The sequence below is a fragment of the Pseudomonas sp. PvP009 genome (assembly GCF_017832995.1).
GTDB classification, from domain to species: Bacteria; Pseudomonadota; Gammaproteobacteria; order Pseudomonadales; family Pseudomonadaceae; genus Aquipseudomonas; species Aquipseudomonas syringae.
The window spans coordinates 71,979-89,845 of record NZ_JAFIBG010000001.1; the positions used below are offsets into that span (position 1 = coordinate 71,979).

The following is a 17,867-nucleotide window of genomic DNA, read 5'->3' on the forward strand; positions in this document are numbered from 1 at the left end:
TCCGGGTGAACTCCTGTTCACCCCTTGATGGATCCAATACTACGGAGCGCGAGTCCGGCCGGAAATAGCCAAATTCCTCCAGCGCGTGTAAGCCTTTCGCTATACCTCGCAGGCTCAGCTTCGAACGGCCCTTTGAGGAGCGGGAAATCTGGCGTCAGGAAAAATCTTGAGGCGGTATGGCTGCTGACGGCAAAAATCGCAGGCAATAAAAAACCCGCCGAAGCGGGTTTGTACCAAGACCATTCCAACTCCCTGTCGGCTGCCTTCCCGGCGATGGTCGATCGTCCCTGATCCTGGCGAACTCCTTGTTCGCCAGTTGTTGGATCCAATACTACGGCTCTGACGGCAGGTGCAAAATAGCCATTCGCTTCATTGCGTGTAAGCCTTTGGCTATACATGTGTCCGTTTTTGCGAATTCTCAGATGCTCGGCCGTGCATCGGGAACGTAGAAGAGACCGGTGAAACTGCTGTGCCAGAGCGGCGCAGGCTTGTTTTCAGGGTGAGAAATTCGCGGTTACTTCACAATAGCGCTGCTGGGCGTTTTTACTGTCCTCGTCGCGATTTCTGGCCGCACGTTTGGTCCACTCACGGCACTCTTCTCTGAAATTGACCGCTGCCGCCTTGCGACACTCGCGCCGTTCGAATGAACGAATAGCGAAGTTTTCGCAGACGCTGTCGCCATCGATCGTGTTGCCGTACACCCGCCACTGCGCGCGGTAGCGGTTTCTGCCGTCCGCTTCGCGGATGGAGGCCGTCGCTAAGCTGTAAGGCCTGGAAGAACGCGTGGAGTTGCGTGAAGCATTGGCCTTGAAATCGGCCATGTAGTCGGCAGACACCATGCCTGTTGCCGGTTCTGCCTGAGCGGGGCGTGGAAGCTGGCCGAATCGGCAGTTCGCCACCGCCTCATCGATGACGTTGCCTTTTTTCATGCAGTCATCCAAGGGCTGCACAGGAGCAGGCGGCGCTACAGTGGCCGCTATCGGCACAAGCTCTGCGGTTTTTCGAATGTGTGCGGGCGCAGGATCGGCGGCGGCTACGGGCTGCGCCTCGGCGTCGACTGTCCGGGTTTCGGGTGTGGACTGCACAACAGGCGGTACTGCCAGTGCTTTGGGGTCTCTCGCGTGTGAGGTGATCAGTCCGGCCACGCAGGCTGCAGCAATAAGGCACGCCAGCCACAGGCCATAAGGGCGTGAGCGGCGAGGCGCATCGACGCGCTTGCGGCGTGGATGCGAGCCAAGCACCACATCGACCTGACCGGGCACGAGGCGCTGAATGCGGATGATCCCGTCGTCCTCTGGTTGCTGTAGGGAATCCATTCCTGCTCCTGATCAAGCGATGTTCTGGTGTGATATTACAATGATATCGGCCGGTGGGTAGAGTTTCTGCAACGCTTTGGTGCTATGTGCATCCGGCCTGGCGCGTTAAGGTTGAGGCCGTTTTTTGACTGATGGATGGACCGCGAATGCACCAGCGTCTCGAACAGGTATTCGGCTACACACAGTTCCGGCCGGGGCAGGAGGCTGCCATCAGTGCGGTACTGGCCGGACGCTCGGCTGCGGCGATCTTTCCGACTGGCTCGGGCAAGTCGCTATGTTACCAATTGCCTGCCCTGATGTTGCCGCATTTGACGCTGGTGGTGTCGCCGTTGCTGGCGCTGATTCAGGATCAGCTTGCCTTCCTGCACCGCCATGGCATTTCGGCGGCGAGCATTGATTCGGCGCAGAGCCGCGACGAGATCGCTGACGTGATGGCGCGCGCACGTTCCGGCGAGCTGAAGATTCTGATGATCTCGGTCGAGCGCCTGAAGAACGAGCGCTTCCGCAATTTCATCGCTCAAGTGCCGATTTCCTTGCTAGTGGTCGACGAAGCGCACTGCATCTCGGAGTGGGGGCATAATTTCCGCCCCGACTACCTGAAACTGCCGGACTACCAGCGCGAATTCAATATTCCCCAGACATTGCTGCTGACCGCCACGGCGACCCCGCAAGTCATCATCGACATGCAGGACAAATTCGCCATCGCCCCCGAGGATGTCATCACCACCGGTTTCTACCGCGCCAACCTGCACCTGTGGGTCAAGCCGGTCAGCGGACGAGACAAGCGACGCCTGCTGGTGGAGTGGCTCAATGAACGTCGCGGGCAACCGACCATCGTTTACGTGACCCTGCAAAAGACAGCCGAACATATCGCCACGCACCTGGAACAGCATGGCCTGCCCGCCAGCGCCTACCATGCCGGGCTGCCCAACGATCAGCGCGAGTCGATCCAGAAGCAGTTCATGGGCGGCCGTCTGAACTGCATCGTGGCAACCATCGCGTTCGGGATGGGCATCGACAAGAGCGATATCCGCAACGTGGTGCATTTCGACCTGCCCAAATCCATCGAGAACTACAGCCAGGAAATCGGTCGGGCAGGGCGTGATGGTGCTGCTTCGGATTGTCTGGTGTTGGCCAACCGCGACAGCCTCAACGTGCTGGAGAACTTCGTGTATGGCGATACGCCGGAGCGCGAGGGGATTGCCCGTGTGCTGGAGGATTTGCTCGGGGCGCGTCATGACGGGCAGTGGGAATTTCTGTTGGGGCCGCTCGCCGACCTCAGCAACATTCGTCAATTGCCGTTGAAGACCCTGCTGGTGCAACTGGAGCTGCGCGGGATCATTGCGCCGCGCTACGCGTATTTTGCCGAGTACCGCTTCAAGTTTCTGCTCCAGCCGCAAGACCTGATGGCGCGTTTCGAAGGGGAGCGACGCGAGTTCGTTCAGGCCCTGATCGACACCTCAAACCGGGCACGGACCTGGGCCACCGTCGATTTCGAGGCGATGTACCAGCAATACGGCGCCGAGCGCGGGCGAGTGGTCAAGGCGCTGGATTACTTTCAGGAAAAAGGCTGGATCGAGCTTGAAAGCAAACAGATGACCGAGGTCTACAGCCTGTTGCGCAGCGACTTTGACGCACAGGCCTTGAGCATCGAATTGCACGATTATTTCGCTCATCACGAAGCCACTGAAGTTGCGCGCATTCACACCATGCTGGACGTGTTCGCCAGTGACCAGTGCCTGACCCATCGGCTGGCGCAGTACTTCGGTGATCACAATGCGCCCGAGCGTTGCGGGCATTGCTCGGTATGCCTTGGCGAAGTCGCCCACTTGCCCGAACCACCCGCGCTGGAGCCCTTGGCGAATCGGGACTTTCAGCAGCTGTGCAGCGAGTTTATCCACAAGCACCAGGACTACACCGGCCAGCCTCCCAGCGCCGACTGCCTGACGCGTTTTCTGTGCGGCATCAGCGTGCCGCTGTTCACCAAGCTCAAAGCCCGCGCCACCACCGGGTTTGCCGTGTTGGAGGATTATCCGTACGCACAGGTCAGGACGTGGGTGCAGGCCATAGCTGGCAACTGACTATGCACACAAAGTGATCTGACCAAGGGGGCGATGCTCTGCATCCAGTCCTGCGCCTGCGTTGCGACAGACAAATGAAAACCGGCCGCTCAAGAGCGGCCGATTTTTTGTGCTTCAGCAACTGACGGTGGTATCAGTCACGATGACGGCGATGGCCGTGGTGCTTTGGACGATGGCCATGGTCACGGCCACCACGATAACGACGATCGTCGCTGCGGCTTTCGTTGCCCATGTAGTTACCGGCTGCAGCACCGCCGCCGCCACCTACCGCCGAGCCGACCAGGCTGCCGGTATTGCCGCCGACGCTGCGGCCCAGCACGTTACCACCCGCTGCGCCCAGACCACCGCCGATAGCGGCTTCTGTACGATTGCGTCGGTCTGCGCCGACCGCGCCACCGGCTGCACCGCCAACGCCAGCGCCAATCGCTGAACCGGTACTGCCACCGAGCTGTTGACCGACGGCCGAACCGAGTACCCCACCCAATGCTCCGCCTACGCCTGACTCGAGGTTGCCTGCAGACGCTGCACCGCCGATCAAGGTAAGAGACAACAACAGTATCGAGGAATACTTCATGTATTGAATCTCATAGGGATGACGGCGCGATATTGGTGTCAAGTGAAGAATGTAGCAATGCAATTCCGACGAGTAACACGATTGCCACACAAACTGCTAAGTTATTGTTTTGGCTAAGGAACTTAAGTCGAAAAAGACAGTCTGAGGTTACTTGCAAAAGGCCCGCTTCCAGTGAAGCGGGCCTTTTTTGTGGGCGTCTTTCAGGGACGTCAGAGGATGCGTGCCGACTCTGCCGAGCGCTCGAGGCGAATGGCAACGAACTTCGATGTCGGCGTGCTGCTGCCATCGCCCACGCTTTCCAGCGGCACCAGCGGGTTGACCTCTGGGTAGTAGGCGGCAGCCTGACCGGCTGGAATATCGAACGGCAGCAATGTGAAGCCTTTGACGCGGCGCTCGCGGTTATCACTCCAGATCGAAATCAGGTCCGCCTTCTGCCCCGGCTGGAAGCCCAGACGGATGATGTCGGCTTCGTTGACGAACAGCACGTCACGCTGACCTTTAACGCCGCGATAACGGTCGTCCAGGCCATAGATGGTGGTGTTGTACTGATCGTGCGAGCGCATCGATTGCATGATCAGGTCCGGGATCTGCCCGGTCGAGCTGACGTGTTCATTGATCAGAGTCAACGGCAGCGCGTTGGACTTGAAGTTGGCGCGGGTCGACGCAGTGTTCCAGCGACGTGCGCCAGCAGCGTTACCCAGGTAGAAGCCGCCCGGGTGCTTGACGCGCTCGTTGAAATCCTTGAAGCCGGGGATGGTGTCGGCGATCAGGTCACGAATACGGTTGTAGTCCTCGACCAGCCACAGCCAGTCCACAGGCGCCTTGCCCAGCGTAGCGTTGGCGATACCGGCGATGATTGCAGGCTCGGAACGCATTTGCTTCGACGACGGCTTCAACTGGCCATTGGAAGCGTGAACCATGCTGAACGAATCTTCCACGGTGACGGCTTGTGGGCCGTTGGCCTGGATATCGATGTCGGTACGGCCGAAGCACGGCAGGATCAGCGCGTCCTTGCCGTGGAACAGGTGGCTGCGGTTCAGCTTGGTGCTGATCTGTACGGTCAGGTCGCAATTGCTCAGGGCTTCGGCAGTGCGATGGCTGTCCGGGGTGGCCTGAGCGAAGTTGCCGCCCAGCGCGATGAACACCTTGGCGCGACCTTCGGCCATGGCGTGAATGGCTTCGACGACGTTATGGCCGTTTTCGCGGGGTACTTTGAACTGGAAGCGTTTTTCCAGAGCATCGAGCAGGAACACCGGTGGGCGCTCGTTGATGCCCATGGTGCGGTCACCCTGCACGTTACTGTGACCGCGCACCGGGCACAGGCCGGCACCCGGACGACCGATGTTGCCGCGCAGCAGCATCAGGTTGGCGATTTCCTGGATGGTCGGTACCGAGTGACGGTGCTGGGTGATACCCATCGCCCAGCACATGATCACGTTCTTGCCTTTGGCGTACATGCGTGCCGACTGTTCGATGTCGCTCAGCGGCAGGCCGGACTGCTCGACGATGGCGTCCCAGGACGTGTCATCGATGGCGGCCAGGTATTCGAGTACGCCTTCGGTGTGTTCGTTGAGGAACGCGTGATCGAACACCGACGGTGCGTTGTTGGCCTGCGCCTCGCGCTCCCATTGCAGCAGGAACTTGGCCATGCCGCGCAACAGCGCCATGTCGCCACCCAGGGCAGGGCGGAAGTAGGCGGTGTTGGTCGGGCGGTCGCCGTTAGTGAGCATCTCGACCGGGTGTTGCGGATGCTGGAAGCGCTCCAGGCCACGCTCTTTGAGCGGGTTCACGCACACTACCTGGGCACCGCGCTGGACCGCTTCACGCAAAGGCTCGAGCATGCGCGGGTGATTGGTGCCGGGGTTCTGACCGAGGACGAAGATGGCATCGGCGTGTTCGAAATCCTCGAAGGTCACGGTGCCCTTGCCGACGCCGACGCTTTGCGACAGCGCTACGCCGCTGGCCTCGTGGCACATGTTCGAGCAGTCCGGGAAGTTGTTGGTGCCGTAGGCGCGCACGAACAGCTGATACAGGTACGCCGCTTCGTTGCTGGCGCGACCCGAGGTGTAGAACTCGGCCATGTTCGGGCTGGGCAGGTTCTTCAGGTGCTTGGCGATCAGCGCAAACGCATTGTCCCAGCTGATCGGCTTGTAACGGTCGGTTTCCGCGTCATAAGTCATCGGCTCGGTCAGGCGACCCTGATACTCGAGCCAGTAATCACTCTGCTCCATCAGCGAGCTGACGCTGTAGCGGGCGAAGAAAGCCGGGTCGACACGGCGCTTGGTCGCTTCCCAGTTCACCGCCTTGGCGCCGTTCTCGCAGAACTTGACCATGCCGCTTTCCGGCGAATCACCCCAGGCGCAGCCCGGGCAGTCGAAACCGCCGTTCTGGTTGGTCTTGAGCATCATGCGCAGGTTCTTCAGCGCGTTGTCACTGCCCAGCCAGTGTTGCGTCACGCTGATCAGTGCGCCCCATCCGCCTGCCGCACCTTTGTACGGCTTGTAGCGAGGGGTTGGTGTCTTGTCGGCTTGATGATGAGTGCTCACGCTTGAATCTCCATCGCAGGGCTATAGACCCGCGGCGCACTGTGCTGCGGCAGGTGAATTAAATTGAGGTTATGACGGCGGGCCCATTGCAGGGCCAGGCCGGTGGGCGACGACAGGCTGACCAGCGTCTGGATGCCGGCGCGCAATACTTTCTGAATCAGTTCCAGGCTGCAGCGACTGGTCACGATGGCGACGCCGCCGGCCAAGGGGATGTCCTGGCGGATCAAGGCGCCGATCAGTTTGTCCAGCGCGTTGTGGCGGCCGATGTCTTCACGGCCCAGCAGCAACTGGCCGTTGCCGTCCATGAACACCGCCGCGTGCACAGCGCCGCAATGGCGGCCAAGCGGCTGGAACTCGCCGATGCGCTGACGCAGGCCTTCCAGCCACTCGATCGGTGGCAGGGGCGCGCCGGGCAGGGCCTTCAGATCAGGCAATGCCTGCTCGACGGCTTCAACGCCACACAGTCCGCAGCCGCTGGTGCCAGCTAACTGTCGGCGCTGCTGCTTGAGTTCCCAGAACGCGCGGCTGGCGATCTCGACCTCGGCCTGCATCGCCGAGCCGCAACCGCTGAGTTTGAAGTCGTAGATTTCGTCATGCGAGGCAATGATGCCGCTGCCCAGGCTGAAGCCGACGATAAAGTCTTCCAGATCGGTCGGGCTGACCAGCATCACCGCCTGGCTGATGCCGTTGTAGGCAATCGCCAGTGCCACTTCTTCGGCAAGTTCGTTACGTGCAGAGGCCGTGCCCTCGAGATTCGAGTAGCTGTAGGACTGGCTTGCTTCGGGGGCTGGCGTAGCAAAGGACGCCGAGCTGACCTTGCGCGTAACGGGCATGGGCTGAAATACCGGCAGAATGACATCTGCAAGACTAGGCCCGTTATGTGAAATCGTCTAATCGCTAGTGCTGATGCCCCGATAGATGACGTCGATCAACGCCCTAGCGCGGTATTTCGGCTACCAGCGCAAAACAGGCTTCAGCCAGTGCCGAGCGCGGCGCACTGCGGCGCATGATCAACCCCAGCCGGGCCAAAGTCCGGGAATCGGCAATCGGATGCAGGCGCAGATGTTCGGTGAGCGTTTCCAGACCGCCATCCAGCGGCATGATCGCGCAGCAAAAACCGCCATGTACGGCTTGCAGCAACTGATGAACGGCATCGGTTTGTATCAGCGGGTTGGGTTGCAGGCCGCGGCTGTGGAAGTTGTGATCGATTGACTGGCGAAAATGCATGCCGCTGGTCAGCATGCCCAGTGGCAGCTCGACCAGATCGGCCCAGCTCAAGGGATCGTCGCCAAACGAAAAGTGCCGACGGTCGTACAGCAGGCCCATGCGCGTGTCGTCCAGGGGCAGCGAATCGAAACGCTCGTTGTCCAGCCGTTCCAGGTACGAGACGCCCAGGTCGATACGATTGCTCGCCAGTTGTTCCAGCACTTGCTCGGAGCTGAGTGACGACAGCTCGAAGCGCAGATTGGGGTGCAGTTGGTGCAATCGGTGCAGCAATGGCAGCGGATCGAAGCTCGACAGCGGCACCACGCCCAGGCGCAGCGTCCCGACCAGATGACCGCGGCAGGCGGCCGCTTCAGCCTGCAGACCGTCGTAGGCAGCCAGTACCGTGCGTGCCCAGGCCAATACGCGTTCGCCTGGTGCGGTGAAACCTTCGAAGCGCTGGCCGCGATTGACCAGTGGCAAGCCAAGTTCTTCTTCCAGATTGCGCAGGCGCATCGACAGCGTCGGCTGGGTGATATTGCAGCGCGCAGCCGCCTGGCCGAAGTGCCTCGTCTCGTCGAGGGCGATCAGAAATTTAAGTTGCTTGATGTCCATGTTCACTCCGGTAAGCCGTCCAGACAGCCGATTCTACGCGTTCAGGCTGAACGATGGTCGGGCTACATTGGTCGGAAGCCTGTAGCCCTTGATTTACAAGGGCTACACTCATCACGCTATTCCTCAAACCTACTTACGGAGAACCAGAAAATGAGTCTTATCAGTTTCATCAAAGAAGCAGGCGAGAAAATTCTGGATGCACTTCTGCCAGATAAAGCCAACGCCGATGAGTTGCTGAAAAAGCATATCTCCGAAGTCGGTCTGGGCAACCCTAATGTGCAGACCCGGGTCGACGGCGGCACGGTCATCGTCGAAGGCAAAGTCTCCAGCCAGGAAGAGCGGGAAAAGATCGTTCTGATCCTGGGCAATATCCACGGCGTGGAAAAAGTCGACGACCAGATGACCGTCGAGGGCAGCGCAGGCGCAGAGTCCGACTACGTGGAAGTAAAGTCGGGCGACACCCTTAGCAAAATTTCCCAGCGCGTGTATGGCGATGCCAACCAGTACCAGAAAATCTTTGAAGCCAACAAGCCGATGCTCAAGAGCGCGGACAAGATCTATCCGGGTCAGAAGCTGCGCATTCCGAAGTGATCTGAAGACGCTGCCCGCCTTTTTCAGGCGGGCACACGGCGTTGCTTACAATCCCTTGCTCAGCTCTCGATAGTCGTCCACTGCGGCGAACTCTTCGGTGTCTTTCGGGCCTTTCTGGCTGTTGGGCTGGCTGACTGCCAGCAAATGGGCTACACCGAAGTGTCGAGCGCTGCGCAGGATCGGCAGGGTGTCGTCGATGAACAGACTGCGTGCCGGGTCAAACGCTGTTTCGGCCTTCAAGGCGTCCCAGAAATGCTGGCTTTCCTTGGGAAAGCCGTAATCGTGAGAGCTGATAAGGCGTTCGAAATAAGGCGCCAGCTCGATTCGCTCCATCTTCAGCGACAACGAATCACGGTGCGCATTGGTGATCATGATCACCCGCTTGCCGGCTTTTTGCAGGGCCGCGAGAAACGTCTCGGCGTCCGGGCGCAGCGCAATCATGTGAGCGATTTCGCGTTTCAGGTCGCGGACCGACAGGTTAAGCTCGGCGCTCCAGAAATCCAGGCAGTACCAGTTGAGCGTGCCCGCGTTGTTTTCGAACAGCGGTTTCAATTCCAGCCAGGCCATGGCGAAACTGACGCCATGCAGTTCGGCGTAGCGCTGCGGCAGGTGCTGCATCCAGAAGTGTTCGTCGTAATGCAGGTCGAGCAACGTGCCGTCCATATCCAGCAGGACGGTATCGATTTCGCTCCAGGGCATGGAAAGCATTCTGGCCTCGTCAAGGGGTTGATAGCGGGTAAGCATATCCGACACAGACATCGGGAAAAGCTCGGTATAGTACCTCGTTCATGTAAAGGAGCCTGTCATGCGTCAGAAACCTACCGTACTTGCCCGCGCAATCGTCGCCAGTAGTCGTCTGTTCCGCGTTGAAGAGCTGCAATTGCGCTTTGCCAATGGCGTCGAGCGGACCTATGAGCGTCTGGCCAGCAAAGGTACGGGCCCCGGGGCGGTGATGATCGTGGCCATGCTCGATGCCGATCACGCTGTGCTGATCGAAGAATATTGCGGCGGCACCGATGCCTACGAGCTGTCCCTGCCCAAGGGCCTGATCGAGCCGGGCGAAGACGTACTGGCGGCTGCCAACCGTGAACTCAAGGAGGAGGCCGGTTTCGGTGCGCGGGAGCTGGAACTGTTGACCGAGCTGTCGCTGTCCCCAGGCTACATGAGCCAGAAAATTCAGGTGGTCCTGGCCACCGACCTGTACGAAGAGCGGCTGGAAGGCGACGAGCCCGAGCCGATCCGGGTCGACCGGATCAACCTGCGCGAGCTGTCGAGCCTTGCCCAGAATGCCCAGTTCAGCGAAGGCCGGGCGCTGGCCGCGCTGTACCTCACACGTGACCTGCTGACCCAGCGTGGATTGTTTCAGCCATGACCGACTCGTTGCACAACCTGCCACATCCGCTGCTCGCCCCGGTGATTGAACTGACGCGACTGGCGGGCGAAGTGATCCTGCCGTTCTGGCGCGCCAACGTCACCGTGACCACCAAGACTGACGACTCGCCGGTGACCGCCGCTGATCTGGCCGCCCATCAGGTGCTGGTCGAGGGTTTGCAGGCGCTTGATCCGGACATTCATGTGCTCTCCGAAGAGGACGCTGACATCCCCTTCAGCGAGCGGGCAGGTTGGGAGCGCTGGTGGCTGGTCGATCCGCTGGACGGCACCAAGGAGTTCATCTCCGGCAGTGAAGAGTTCACCGTCAATGTCGCGCTGATCGAGCGTGGCCGCGTGGTATTCGGCGTGGTCTCGATGCCCACCAATAACCGCTGCTACTTCGGCGGCGCGGGGCTGGGTGCCTGGCGCAGTGATAGCGTCGACCACATCCAGCCGATCGCAGTGCGCAACCAGCTTGGCGAAGGGCAGACCTTTACCGTGGTCGCCAGCCGCCGCCATTCCAGCCCGGAGCAGGAGCATTTGCTCGCCGGCCTGTCGAACGGGCTGGGTCATTTGCAACTGACCAACATCGGCAGCTCACTGAAATTCTGCCTGCTGGCCGAGGGCGCCGCCGACTGCTACCCACGCCTGGCCCCGACCTCGCAATGGGACACCGCTGCGGCGCAGGGCGTGCTTGAGGGTGCAGGAGGCGAAGTGTTGCAACTGGACGGCCAGCCGTTCAGCTACCCGGCCCGCGAATCGCTGCTCAACCCGTTCTTCCTGGCCCTGCCCGCCAACGCCGAATGGCGCGACAAACTGCTGGTGCTGGCGCAGTCCTGAGGCCAGCTTCAAGGCCTCTGCCCGGCGAGCGTAGGAGCGAACCGGGCGACGCTTCGCTTGCTCGCGAAAGGGCTGGTGCATCCACAGCAAATCCAGTGCTTGAAACGACGCCTTCGCGAACAAGTTCGCTCCTACAAAAGCGCTGAGACGCTTGGCTGAGACAGCTTCACCAGTGCAAAAGCGCATGGCCTGTTCTTCGCTGATGCAGGGGCGGCCGCGTTCTTGTGGGAGCGAGCTTGCTCGCGAATACGATTGATCAGGCGATGAATTTTTGCCGATTGCACCGGCCTCTTCGCGAGCAAGCGAAGCGTCGCCCGGCTCGCTCCCACAGGTCTGCGTCCAGTTCATCCACTACGCGCAGCCTCACTGGCGTAACACGAACTGCCCGACAAAGCACACGGCGTGTTTTTCGCTTGATACAGGTATGCAGTGGCGAGCGCGCTCTTGTGGGAGCGAGCTTGCTCGCGAAGGCTATGGTTCAGGCGATGAATTTTTGCCGATTGCACCGGCCTCTTCGCGAGCAAGCTCGCTCCCACAGGTCTGCGTACAACGCTGAGACAGTTTCACCAGTGCAAAGGCGCACGGCCTGTTCTTCGCTTGATACAAGTATGCAGGGTCAGGCGCGCTCTTGTGGGAGCGAGCTTGCTCGCGAAGGCGATGGTTCAGGCGATGAGTTTTTGCGGATCGCACTGGCCTCTTCGCGAGCAAGCTCGCTCCCACAGGTCTGCGTACAACGCTGAGACAGTTTCACCAGTGCAAAGGCGCACGGCGTGTTCTTCGCTTGATACAGGTATGCAGGGTCAGGCGCGTTCTTGTGGGAGCGAGCTTGCTCGCGAAGGCTATGGTTCAGGCGATGAGTTTTTGCGGATCGCACTGGCCTCTTCGCGAGCAAGCGAAGCGTCGCCCGGCTCGCTCCCACAGGTCTGCATATGGCGCTGAGACAGTTTCACCAGTGCATCAACTGCACGCAGCCTCACCGGTGCAACACAAACTGCCCGACAAAGCGCACGGCCTGTTCTTCGCTGTCCTGCTCGCTGATGCAGGTGTGCAGGGTCAGGCGGGCGCGGCCTCGGCGTTGGTAGGTGGCGATGAATTTTTCCCACTGCGCCAGCTCGGGCGCGTCGCAGCGGGCGATGGCGTCGCTGCGTACCGGCAGTGGATAACTGATCTGTCCGTCCTGAATCACGATATGCCCATCGGTGATCCCGGCCTCACGCAGTCGCAGGTGCAGCCAGCCCCAGCCCGCCAGTACTGCGCCGCAATACAGGCTGCCGCCGAACAGCGTGCTCTTGTGGTTGACGTTGGGTGCCAGCGGCAGGTGCAGGCGCAGGGTCTGGTTGTGCCAGTCGATCACGCGCATGCCCATCTCGCGGGTCAGCGGGATGTCGTGGTGCAGCACCTGCTCCAGTGCGTGGGCGGCGTCATGTTCAGGCTCAATCGTTGTCATCGGAAGCTCCGCTGCTGTCGCCAAACGTCAGGCCGTGCTTGCGCAGTTTGTCGTGCAGGGTCTTGCGCGGCACACCCAGCGCTTCCGCCAGACTGCGCACCGAGCTGTGCGGGCGCGCCAGTTCGGCGGCGATCAACGCGCGCTCGAAGCTTTCCACCTGATCGCTCAGCCCGCCGCCCGGCGGTGGCGCCTGTTCTGCATCAGCGCCTTCCAGCTCCAGCTCCAGACCCAGCGCAAAACGCTCAGCAGCGTTTTGCAGTTCCCGGACATTGCCCGGCCAGTTATGCCGCAACAGCAGCGCGCGCTGGCCTGGCTTGAGTTCGTGCTTGGGGATGCCGTGGCGCATGCTCGCGGCATCGGCGTAATGTTCGAACAGCATCAGCGCATCTTCACCCCGTTCGCGCAACGGCGGGATACGCAGCGAGGCCACGTTCAGGCGGTAATACAAGTCCGCCCGGAAGCGGCCCTGATCGGCCGCGTGACGCAGGTCTTCCTTGGTCGCGGCGATGATGCGGATGTCCAGCGGGATCTGCTGATTGCTGCCCATTCGCTCGACCACGCGCTCCTGCAGCAGGCGCAGCAGTTTGACCTGCACGTCCAGGCTCATGCTTTCGATTTCATCGAGGAACAGCGTACCGCCGTTGGCAAACTCGAACTTGCCGATACGCCGCTTCTGCGCGCCTGTAAAGGCCCCTGGCTCGTGGCCGAACAGCTCGCTTTCCACCACCGATTCAGCCAGCGCGCCGGCGTTGATCGCCACGAACGGGCCGCTGCGGCGGTTGGACAGATCGTGCAGCGCGCGGGCGACCACTTCTTTGCCTGCGCCGGTTTCGCCGAGGATCAGCACGTCGGCCCGCGTCCCGGCCAATGCGCCGATCTGTTCGCGCAGACGCAGGATCGGCGGCGACTGACCGATCAGGCGTGTGCTCAGTTGTTGGCGATCACTCAGGGCCAGGCGCAGGCTGCGGTTATCCAGCACCAGACGGCGCAACGCCAGGGCACGGCGCACGCTGTCGAGCATGGCGTCGCTGGCGAAGGGCTTTTCCAGAAAGTCGTAGGCCCCGGCGCGCATGGCCTTTACCGCCAACGGTACATCGCCATGCCCGGTGATCAGCAGCACCGGCAGGTCGGGGTCCTGCGCGTGAAGCTGGTCGAGCAGTTCCAGGCCATCCATGCCCTGCATGCGAATATCGCTGACCACCACGCCCGGCCAGTCGCGGCCGATGCGCTCGGCCAGCCCGGTCGCTTCGGGCAGCGACAGAACGTTCAGGCCCGCCAGGTCCAGCGTCTGGCGCAGGGCCTGACGCAGGTGCGAATCGTCGTCGATCAGCACCACCTGAATCTGGCTGTCGATGGCTGTGTCCGAACTCATGCAGAAAGGTCCTCTGGCGGTTGAAGATTGGCTCCGGAAGCACCGGCCCGCAGGCGCAGGGTCAGCAGCGCACCGCCGCTGGGATGGTTGGCGAACAGCAACTCGCCGCCCAGCGCGCGCATCAGCGTATCGCAGATGGCCAGACCGAGGCCAAGGCCCTGGGTGCGGGTCTTGGTCGTAAAGAAGGGCTCGCGGGCCCGCGCCAGTGCTTCCTGGGAAAAGCCGGGGCCGTTGTCACGAATGTATAGGTTAACGCCCTCGGCGGTCTGCTCGACACTTATCCACAGCCTGCGCGGTGGGCCTTTTTCAGTGAGGGCGTCCAGCGCGTTGGCGATCAGATTGCCGAGCACCTGACGCAGACGGGTTTCACCGGCCTGCACCCAGATCGTGGCGTCCGGCAGGTCACGGATCAGCTCGACTTCCATGGCGCGCCGCCGCTTGGCCAGCAGCGCCAGCGCATCTTCCAGCGCCGGTTGCAGTGCCACGCTTTCAGGGGCGTGGCGGTCGCGACGGGCGAAGGCGCGCAAGTGCGCGATGATCGAGGCCATGCGCCCGGTCAGTTCGCTGATCAGCTTGAGGTTGCCGCGTGCATCCTCGGTGCGCTTATGATCGAGCAGCACTTCGGCGTTTTCGGCGTAACTGCGGATGGCGGCCAACGGCTGATTCAGCTCATGGCTGATACTCGCCGACATGGTGCCCAGCGCCGTCAGTTTGCTGGTCTGCACCAGTTCATCCTGAGCCTGCACCAGCTCCTGTTGCGCCTGTTCGCGCTCCAGCACTTCCTGACGCAGACGGCTGTTGAGCCCCTCCAGATCGCTGGTCCGTTCGATAACCCGCATCTCCAGCTCGCGGCGCGCCTTGGCCTCGAACGCGATGCGATCCAGATAATGACGACGACGTTGCATCATCAGGCCCAGCAACAACATCAGCACCAGCAGCGCTGCGCCGCCAATCGCCACCACTGTGCGCACCTGACGGTCGACAAGGGCGCGAGGCGCGAGGATGTTGACGTTCCAGCCGGTTTCTTCGATGGCCTGGGTCTGAGTCAGCCAGGCGTGTTCATCGATCCTCAACGGACGCGGATCGCGGGTCGGGTAGGACTGGATCGCGACGATGGCTTTTTTCTCGTCATCGGTCAGGTCGCGGGTCGCCCGAAAGCGCCATTCGGGGTTGGAAGTCAGAATCACCACGCCGTTCTGGTCGGTCAGCAGTAGTTGTTCGGGCGTCTTGCCCCACAGGGTTTCGGTGTGGTCCAGATCAACCTTGACCACCAGCACGCCGATGATTCGCTCACCGTCACGCACCGGGCCGGCGAAAAAGTAGCCACGTTTGGCAGAGGTCGTGCCGAGGCCGAAGAACCGCCCGGTTCTGCCCGCCCGCGCATCGATGAAATAGGGCCTGAAAGAGAAGTTGCGGCCAATGAAGCTGTCTTTCTGCTCCGAGTTCGAAGCCGCCAGAGTCAGGCCATTTGCGTCCATCAGATACATGACATCGGCACCGGTCTGACGCGTGATTTCGCTGAGCAGACGGTTGGCGTTTACCAGGGTCGGTGTGTCGCCCGGCGCTGCCAGTGCAGCGCGCAAGGCAGGCAGGTCGCCGAGGATCTGCGGCAGGGTTTCGTAACGGTGCAGGGTGCCAAGCAGGTTGGCGACGTACAGGTCCAGGGTCTGACGGTTCTGGTTGGCCAGCACGTTGCGGTAATAACGTTCGGCCAGGTGTTCCAGCGGCCACAGCAACGGCGCCAGGCAGAGTGCCAGAAGGGCGAGGCTGCGCCAGCGAGGGCGGCGCGGCAGTGCGGGAGTCATGGTCATCGATTGGCCGTCGCCGAAGGGTTGACGATGCCTGCTGGCGATCACGCCGTCGCAGGCAACAGAAACACCCGGTCGATCCTGACGTGGGCATCAGGCGCGTATTATGCCCGCCGCCGGCTTGTCAGGCACCCGGACATTACGCCGGGCGGCCTTTGGTGGCGGGCTCAGGGAAACAGGTCGGCTTCTTTCAGGCGCTTGCCTTGCTGATCCTTGGCCGACAGGTTGGGCTGGCCGTCGAACTGCCAGTCGATGGCCAGATCCGCATCGTCCCAGGCGATGCAGCGTTCGGCCGAAGGCGTGTAGTAGTCGGTGGTCTTGTAGAGGAACTCGGCGTGTTCGCTGAGCACTACGAAACCATGGGCAAAGCCTTCCGGAACCCACAGCTGACGGGCGTTTTCAGCGGACAGCTCGACGCCGACCCACTGGCCGAAGTTCGGCGAGCTGCGGCGAATGTCCACGGCTACATCCAGCACCTTGCCGACCGTGACGCGCACCAGTTTGCCCTGGGCATTTTCGATCTGATAATGCAGCCCGCGCAGGACGCCGCGCTGCGAGCGGGAGTGGTTGTCCTGCACGAACTCACGGGTCAGACCGGTGGCCGCCTGAAAAGCCTTGGCGTTGAAACTTTCATAGAAAAAGCCTCGCTCATCACCGAATACCTTGGGTTCGAGAATCAGGACTTCCGGCAATTTTGTTGCGACTACGTTCACGTGGCTTCCCCTGCAATGTTGAATAAGTCGTGGCGACTCGACAGTCTGCCCTGAGGCGCGCCTGCCGAGAAGGGTGCTGATCAGGCAATCAGGTCTTTAGGCTCGGTAAAGCCCAGTCGTTCGCCCTGATAACTGCCGTCCTGAACCCTGCGGCACCAGTCCAGGTTATCCAGGTACCACTGCACAGTCTTGCGCAGCCCGGACTCGAAGGTTTCTTCGGGCGTCCAGTCGAGCTCCTTGTCGATCTTGCTGGCGTCGATGGCGTAACGCTGATCGTGGCCCGGACGGTCGACCACGTAGGTGATCAGGTCGCTGTACTGAGCGACGCCTGCCGGGTGCTGCGGGGCGAGCTCATCGAGCAGCGCGCAGATACCGCGCACAACGTCGATGTTTTTCTGCTCGTTGTGGCCACCGATGTTGTAGGTCTCGCCGACCTCACCTTCGGTCACCACCTTGAGCAGGGCCCGCGCGTGATCCTCGACGTACAGCCAGTCGCGCACCTGCAGGCCATTGCCATATACCGGCAGCGGCTTGCCCGCCAGGGCGTTGAGAATCACCAGCGGGATGAGCTTTTCCGGGAAGTGGAACGGCCCGTAGTTGTTGGAGCAGTTGGTCACCACCACCGGCAGGCCATAGGTGCGGTGCCAGGCGCGCACCAGATGGTCGGACGCAGCCTTGCTCGCCGAGTAGGGTGAGCTGGGCGCATAGGGCGTGGTTTCGGTGAACAGATCATCGACACCGTGCAAGTCGCCATACACTTCATCAGTGGAAATATGGTGAAAACGGAACGCCTGGCGTTGCGCTTCCGGCAGTTTCAGCCACCAGGCGCGCGTGGCTTCCAGCAGGCTGTAAGTGCCGACGATGTTGGTCTGGATGAACTCGGCCGGGCCATCGATGGAGCGGTCGACGTGGGATTCAGCCGCCAGGTGCATGATCGCCTGCGGCGCAAAGCGCTCAAGCACCGCACTGACGCGGGCCTGATCGCAGATATCCGCCTGCACGAACTCATAGCGCGTGTCGGTCGCAATCGACTGCAGCGATTCAAGGTTGCCCGCGTAGGTCAATTTGTCGAAGTTCAGCACTTCGTGTTCGGTGTTGTTTATCAGGTGGCGGATCAGTGCAGAGCCGATGAAACCTGCGCCTCCGGTAACGAGTATTCGCATGAACTGACCTTCTTGTGTGTTCTGGAGTAATGCAGCATAGCGCTTGAGGGCGTATGGCATGATCGGACCATTAAACCCGAGCAGCAGGTCGAATAAAACTCCGGGTAGTTTACGCGCCGGGGTGCAGGTGCGGATTGGTCGCGCAGCACAATCCCCCTATAGTCAATGCCCCTATAGTTGCGCGACTGCCCCTCACGCCTTGCTCGACGAGCCTGGGCCTGACAACA

The 17,867-nt window shown here is 61.2% G+C and carries 15 protein-coding genes; 4 read left to right on the forward strand and 11 right to left on the reverse strand.

Annotation, left to right across the window (positions count from 1 at the left end):
- Positions 1-494: 494 nt before the first annotated feature.
- On the reverse strand, positions 495-1,316 hold the full coding sequence (locus JOE29_RS00280; RefSeq protein WP_074955776.1) for a hypothetical protein: 822 nt from the start codon (positions 1,314-1,316) through the stop codon (positions 495-497).
- Between the two features lie 146 nt (positions 1,317-1,462).
- Here JOE29_RS00280 and JOE29_RS00285 point away from each other — a divergent pair, with 146 nt between their 5' ends.
- On the forward strand, positions 1,463-3,397 hold the full coding sequence (locus JOE29_RS00285) for a RecQ family ATP-dependent DNA helicase (protein WP_210078690.1): 1,935 nt from the start codon (positions 1,463-1,465) through the stop codon (positions 3,395-3,397).
- Between the two features lie 133 nt (positions 3,398-3,530).
- Here JOE29_RS00285 and JOE29_RS00290 read toward each other — a convergent pair whose 3' ends face one another.
- The 4 genes from JOE29_RS00290 to JOE29_RS00305 form a co-directional block, all read right to left on the reverse strand.
- A complete protein-coding gene (locus tag JOE29_RS00290; RefSeq protein ID WP_210078691.1) occupies positions 3,531-3,971 on the reverse strand; it encodes a glycine zipper domain-containing protein in 441 nt (146 codons plus the stop codon).
- Between the two features lie 209 nt (positions 3,972-4,180).
- Positions 4,181-6,517 carry an FdhF/YdeP family oxidoreductase gene (locus JOE29_RS00295; RefSeq protein WP_003413652.1) on the reverse strand — a complete coding sequence of 779 codons (2,337 nt, stop codon included), beginning with the start codon at positions 6,515-6,517 and terminating at the stop codon, positions 4,181-4,183.
- Positions 6,514-7,350, reverse strand: a complete 837-nt coding sequence (gene fdhD, locus JOE29_RS00300) for a formate dehydrogenase accessory sulfurtransferase FdhD (protein ID WP_003420321.1) — start codon at positions 7,348-7,350, stop codon at positions 6,514-6,516. The genes JOE29_RS00295 and fdhD overlap by 4 nt, the downstream gene beginning before the upstream one ends.
- A 103-nt stretch (positions 7,351-7,453) precedes the next feature.
- Positions 7,454-8,335: a LysR family transcriptional regulator gene (locus tag JOE29_RS00305; RefSeq protein ID WP_003394270.1), complete on the reverse strand. Its 882-nt coding sequence runs from the start codon at positions 8,333-8,335 to the stop codon at positions 7,454-7,456.
- Positions 8,336-8,485: 150 nt separating this feature from the next.
- On the opposite strand from JOE29_RS00305, the gene lysM reads away from it, so the two are divergent.
- Entirely contained in the window at positions 8,486-8,926 is a 441-nt protein-coding gene (gene lysM, locus JOE29_RS00310; protein WP_074997963.1) for a peptidoglycan-binding protein LysM, read from the forward strand.
- Between the two features lie 45 nt (positions 8,927-8,971).
- Here lysM and yrfG read toward each other — a convergent pair whose 3' ends face one another.
- On the reverse strand, positions 8,972-9,634 hold the full coding sequence (gene yrfG, locus JOE29_RS00315) for a GMP/IMP nucleotidase (protein ID WP_003343604.1): 663 nt from the start codon (positions 9,632-9,634) through the stop codon (positions 8,972-8,974).
- Between the two features lie 97 nt (positions 9,635-9,731).
- Between yrfG and nudE the strand changes: the two genes are divergently transcribed.
- Both nudE and cysQ read left to right on the forward strand, forming a co-directional pair.
- A complete protein-coding gene (gene nudE, locus JOE29_RS00320; RefSeq protein WP_003372295.1) occupies positions 9,732-10,298 on the forward strand; it encodes an ADP compounds hydrolase NudE in 567 nt (188 codons plus the stop codon).
- Positions 10,295-11,137, forward strand: a complete 843-nt coding sequence (gene cysQ, locus JOE29_RS00325; RefSeq protein WP_074955767.1) for a 3'(2'),5'-bisphosphate nucleotidase CysQ — start codon at positions 10,295-10,297, stop codon at positions 11,135-11,137. Before nudE ends, cysQ begins: the two co-directional genes overlap by 4 nt.
- Positions 11,138-12,110: 973 nt before the next feature.
- Here cysQ and JOE29_RS00330 read toward each other — a convergent pair.
- The 5 genes from JOE29_RS00330 to rfbB form a co-directional block, all read right to left on the reverse strand.
- The gene (locus JOE29_RS00330; RefSeq protein ID WP_029573091.1) at positions 12,111-12,584 is read right to left on the reverse strand and encodes a YiiD C-terminal domain-containing protein; all 474 of its coding nucleotides are present in this window, start codon (positions 12,582-12,584) and stop codon (positions 12,111-12,113) included.
- Entirely contained in the window at positions 12,571-13,956 is a 1,386-nt protein-coding gene (locus tag JOE29_RS00335) for a sigma-54 dependent transcriptional regulator (protein WP_003394281.1), read from the reverse strand. Before JOE29_RS00335 ends, JOE29_RS00330 begins: the two co-directional genes overlap by 14 nt.
- Positions 13,953-15,761 carry an ATP-binding protein gene (locus JOE29_RS00340; protein WP_210079990.1) on the reverse strand — a complete coding sequence of 603 codons (1,809 nt, stop codon included), beginning with the start codon at positions 15,759-15,761 and terminating at the stop codon, positions 13,953-13,955. The genes JOE29_RS00335 and JOE29_RS00340 overlap by 4 nt, the downstream gene beginning before the upstream one ends.
- Before the next feature lie 170 nt (positions 15,762-15,931).
- Positions 15,932-16,477: a dTDP-4-dehydrorhamnose 3,5-epimerase gene (gene rfbC / locus JOE29_RS00345; protein ID WP_003318259.1), complete on the reverse strand. Its 546-nt coding sequence runs from the start codon at positions 16,475-16,477 to the stop codon at positions 15,932-15,934.
- 80 nt (positions 16,478-16,557) lie between these two features.
- The gene (rfbB, locus tag JOE29_RS00350) at positions 16,558-17,640 is read right to left on the reverse strand and encodes a dTDP-glucose 4,6-dehydratase (RefSeq protein ID WP_003394287.1); all 1,083 of its coding nucleotides are present in this window, start codon (positions 17,638-17,640) and stop codon (positions 16,558-16,560) included.
- Positions 17,641-17,867: the final 227 nt, after the last annotated feature.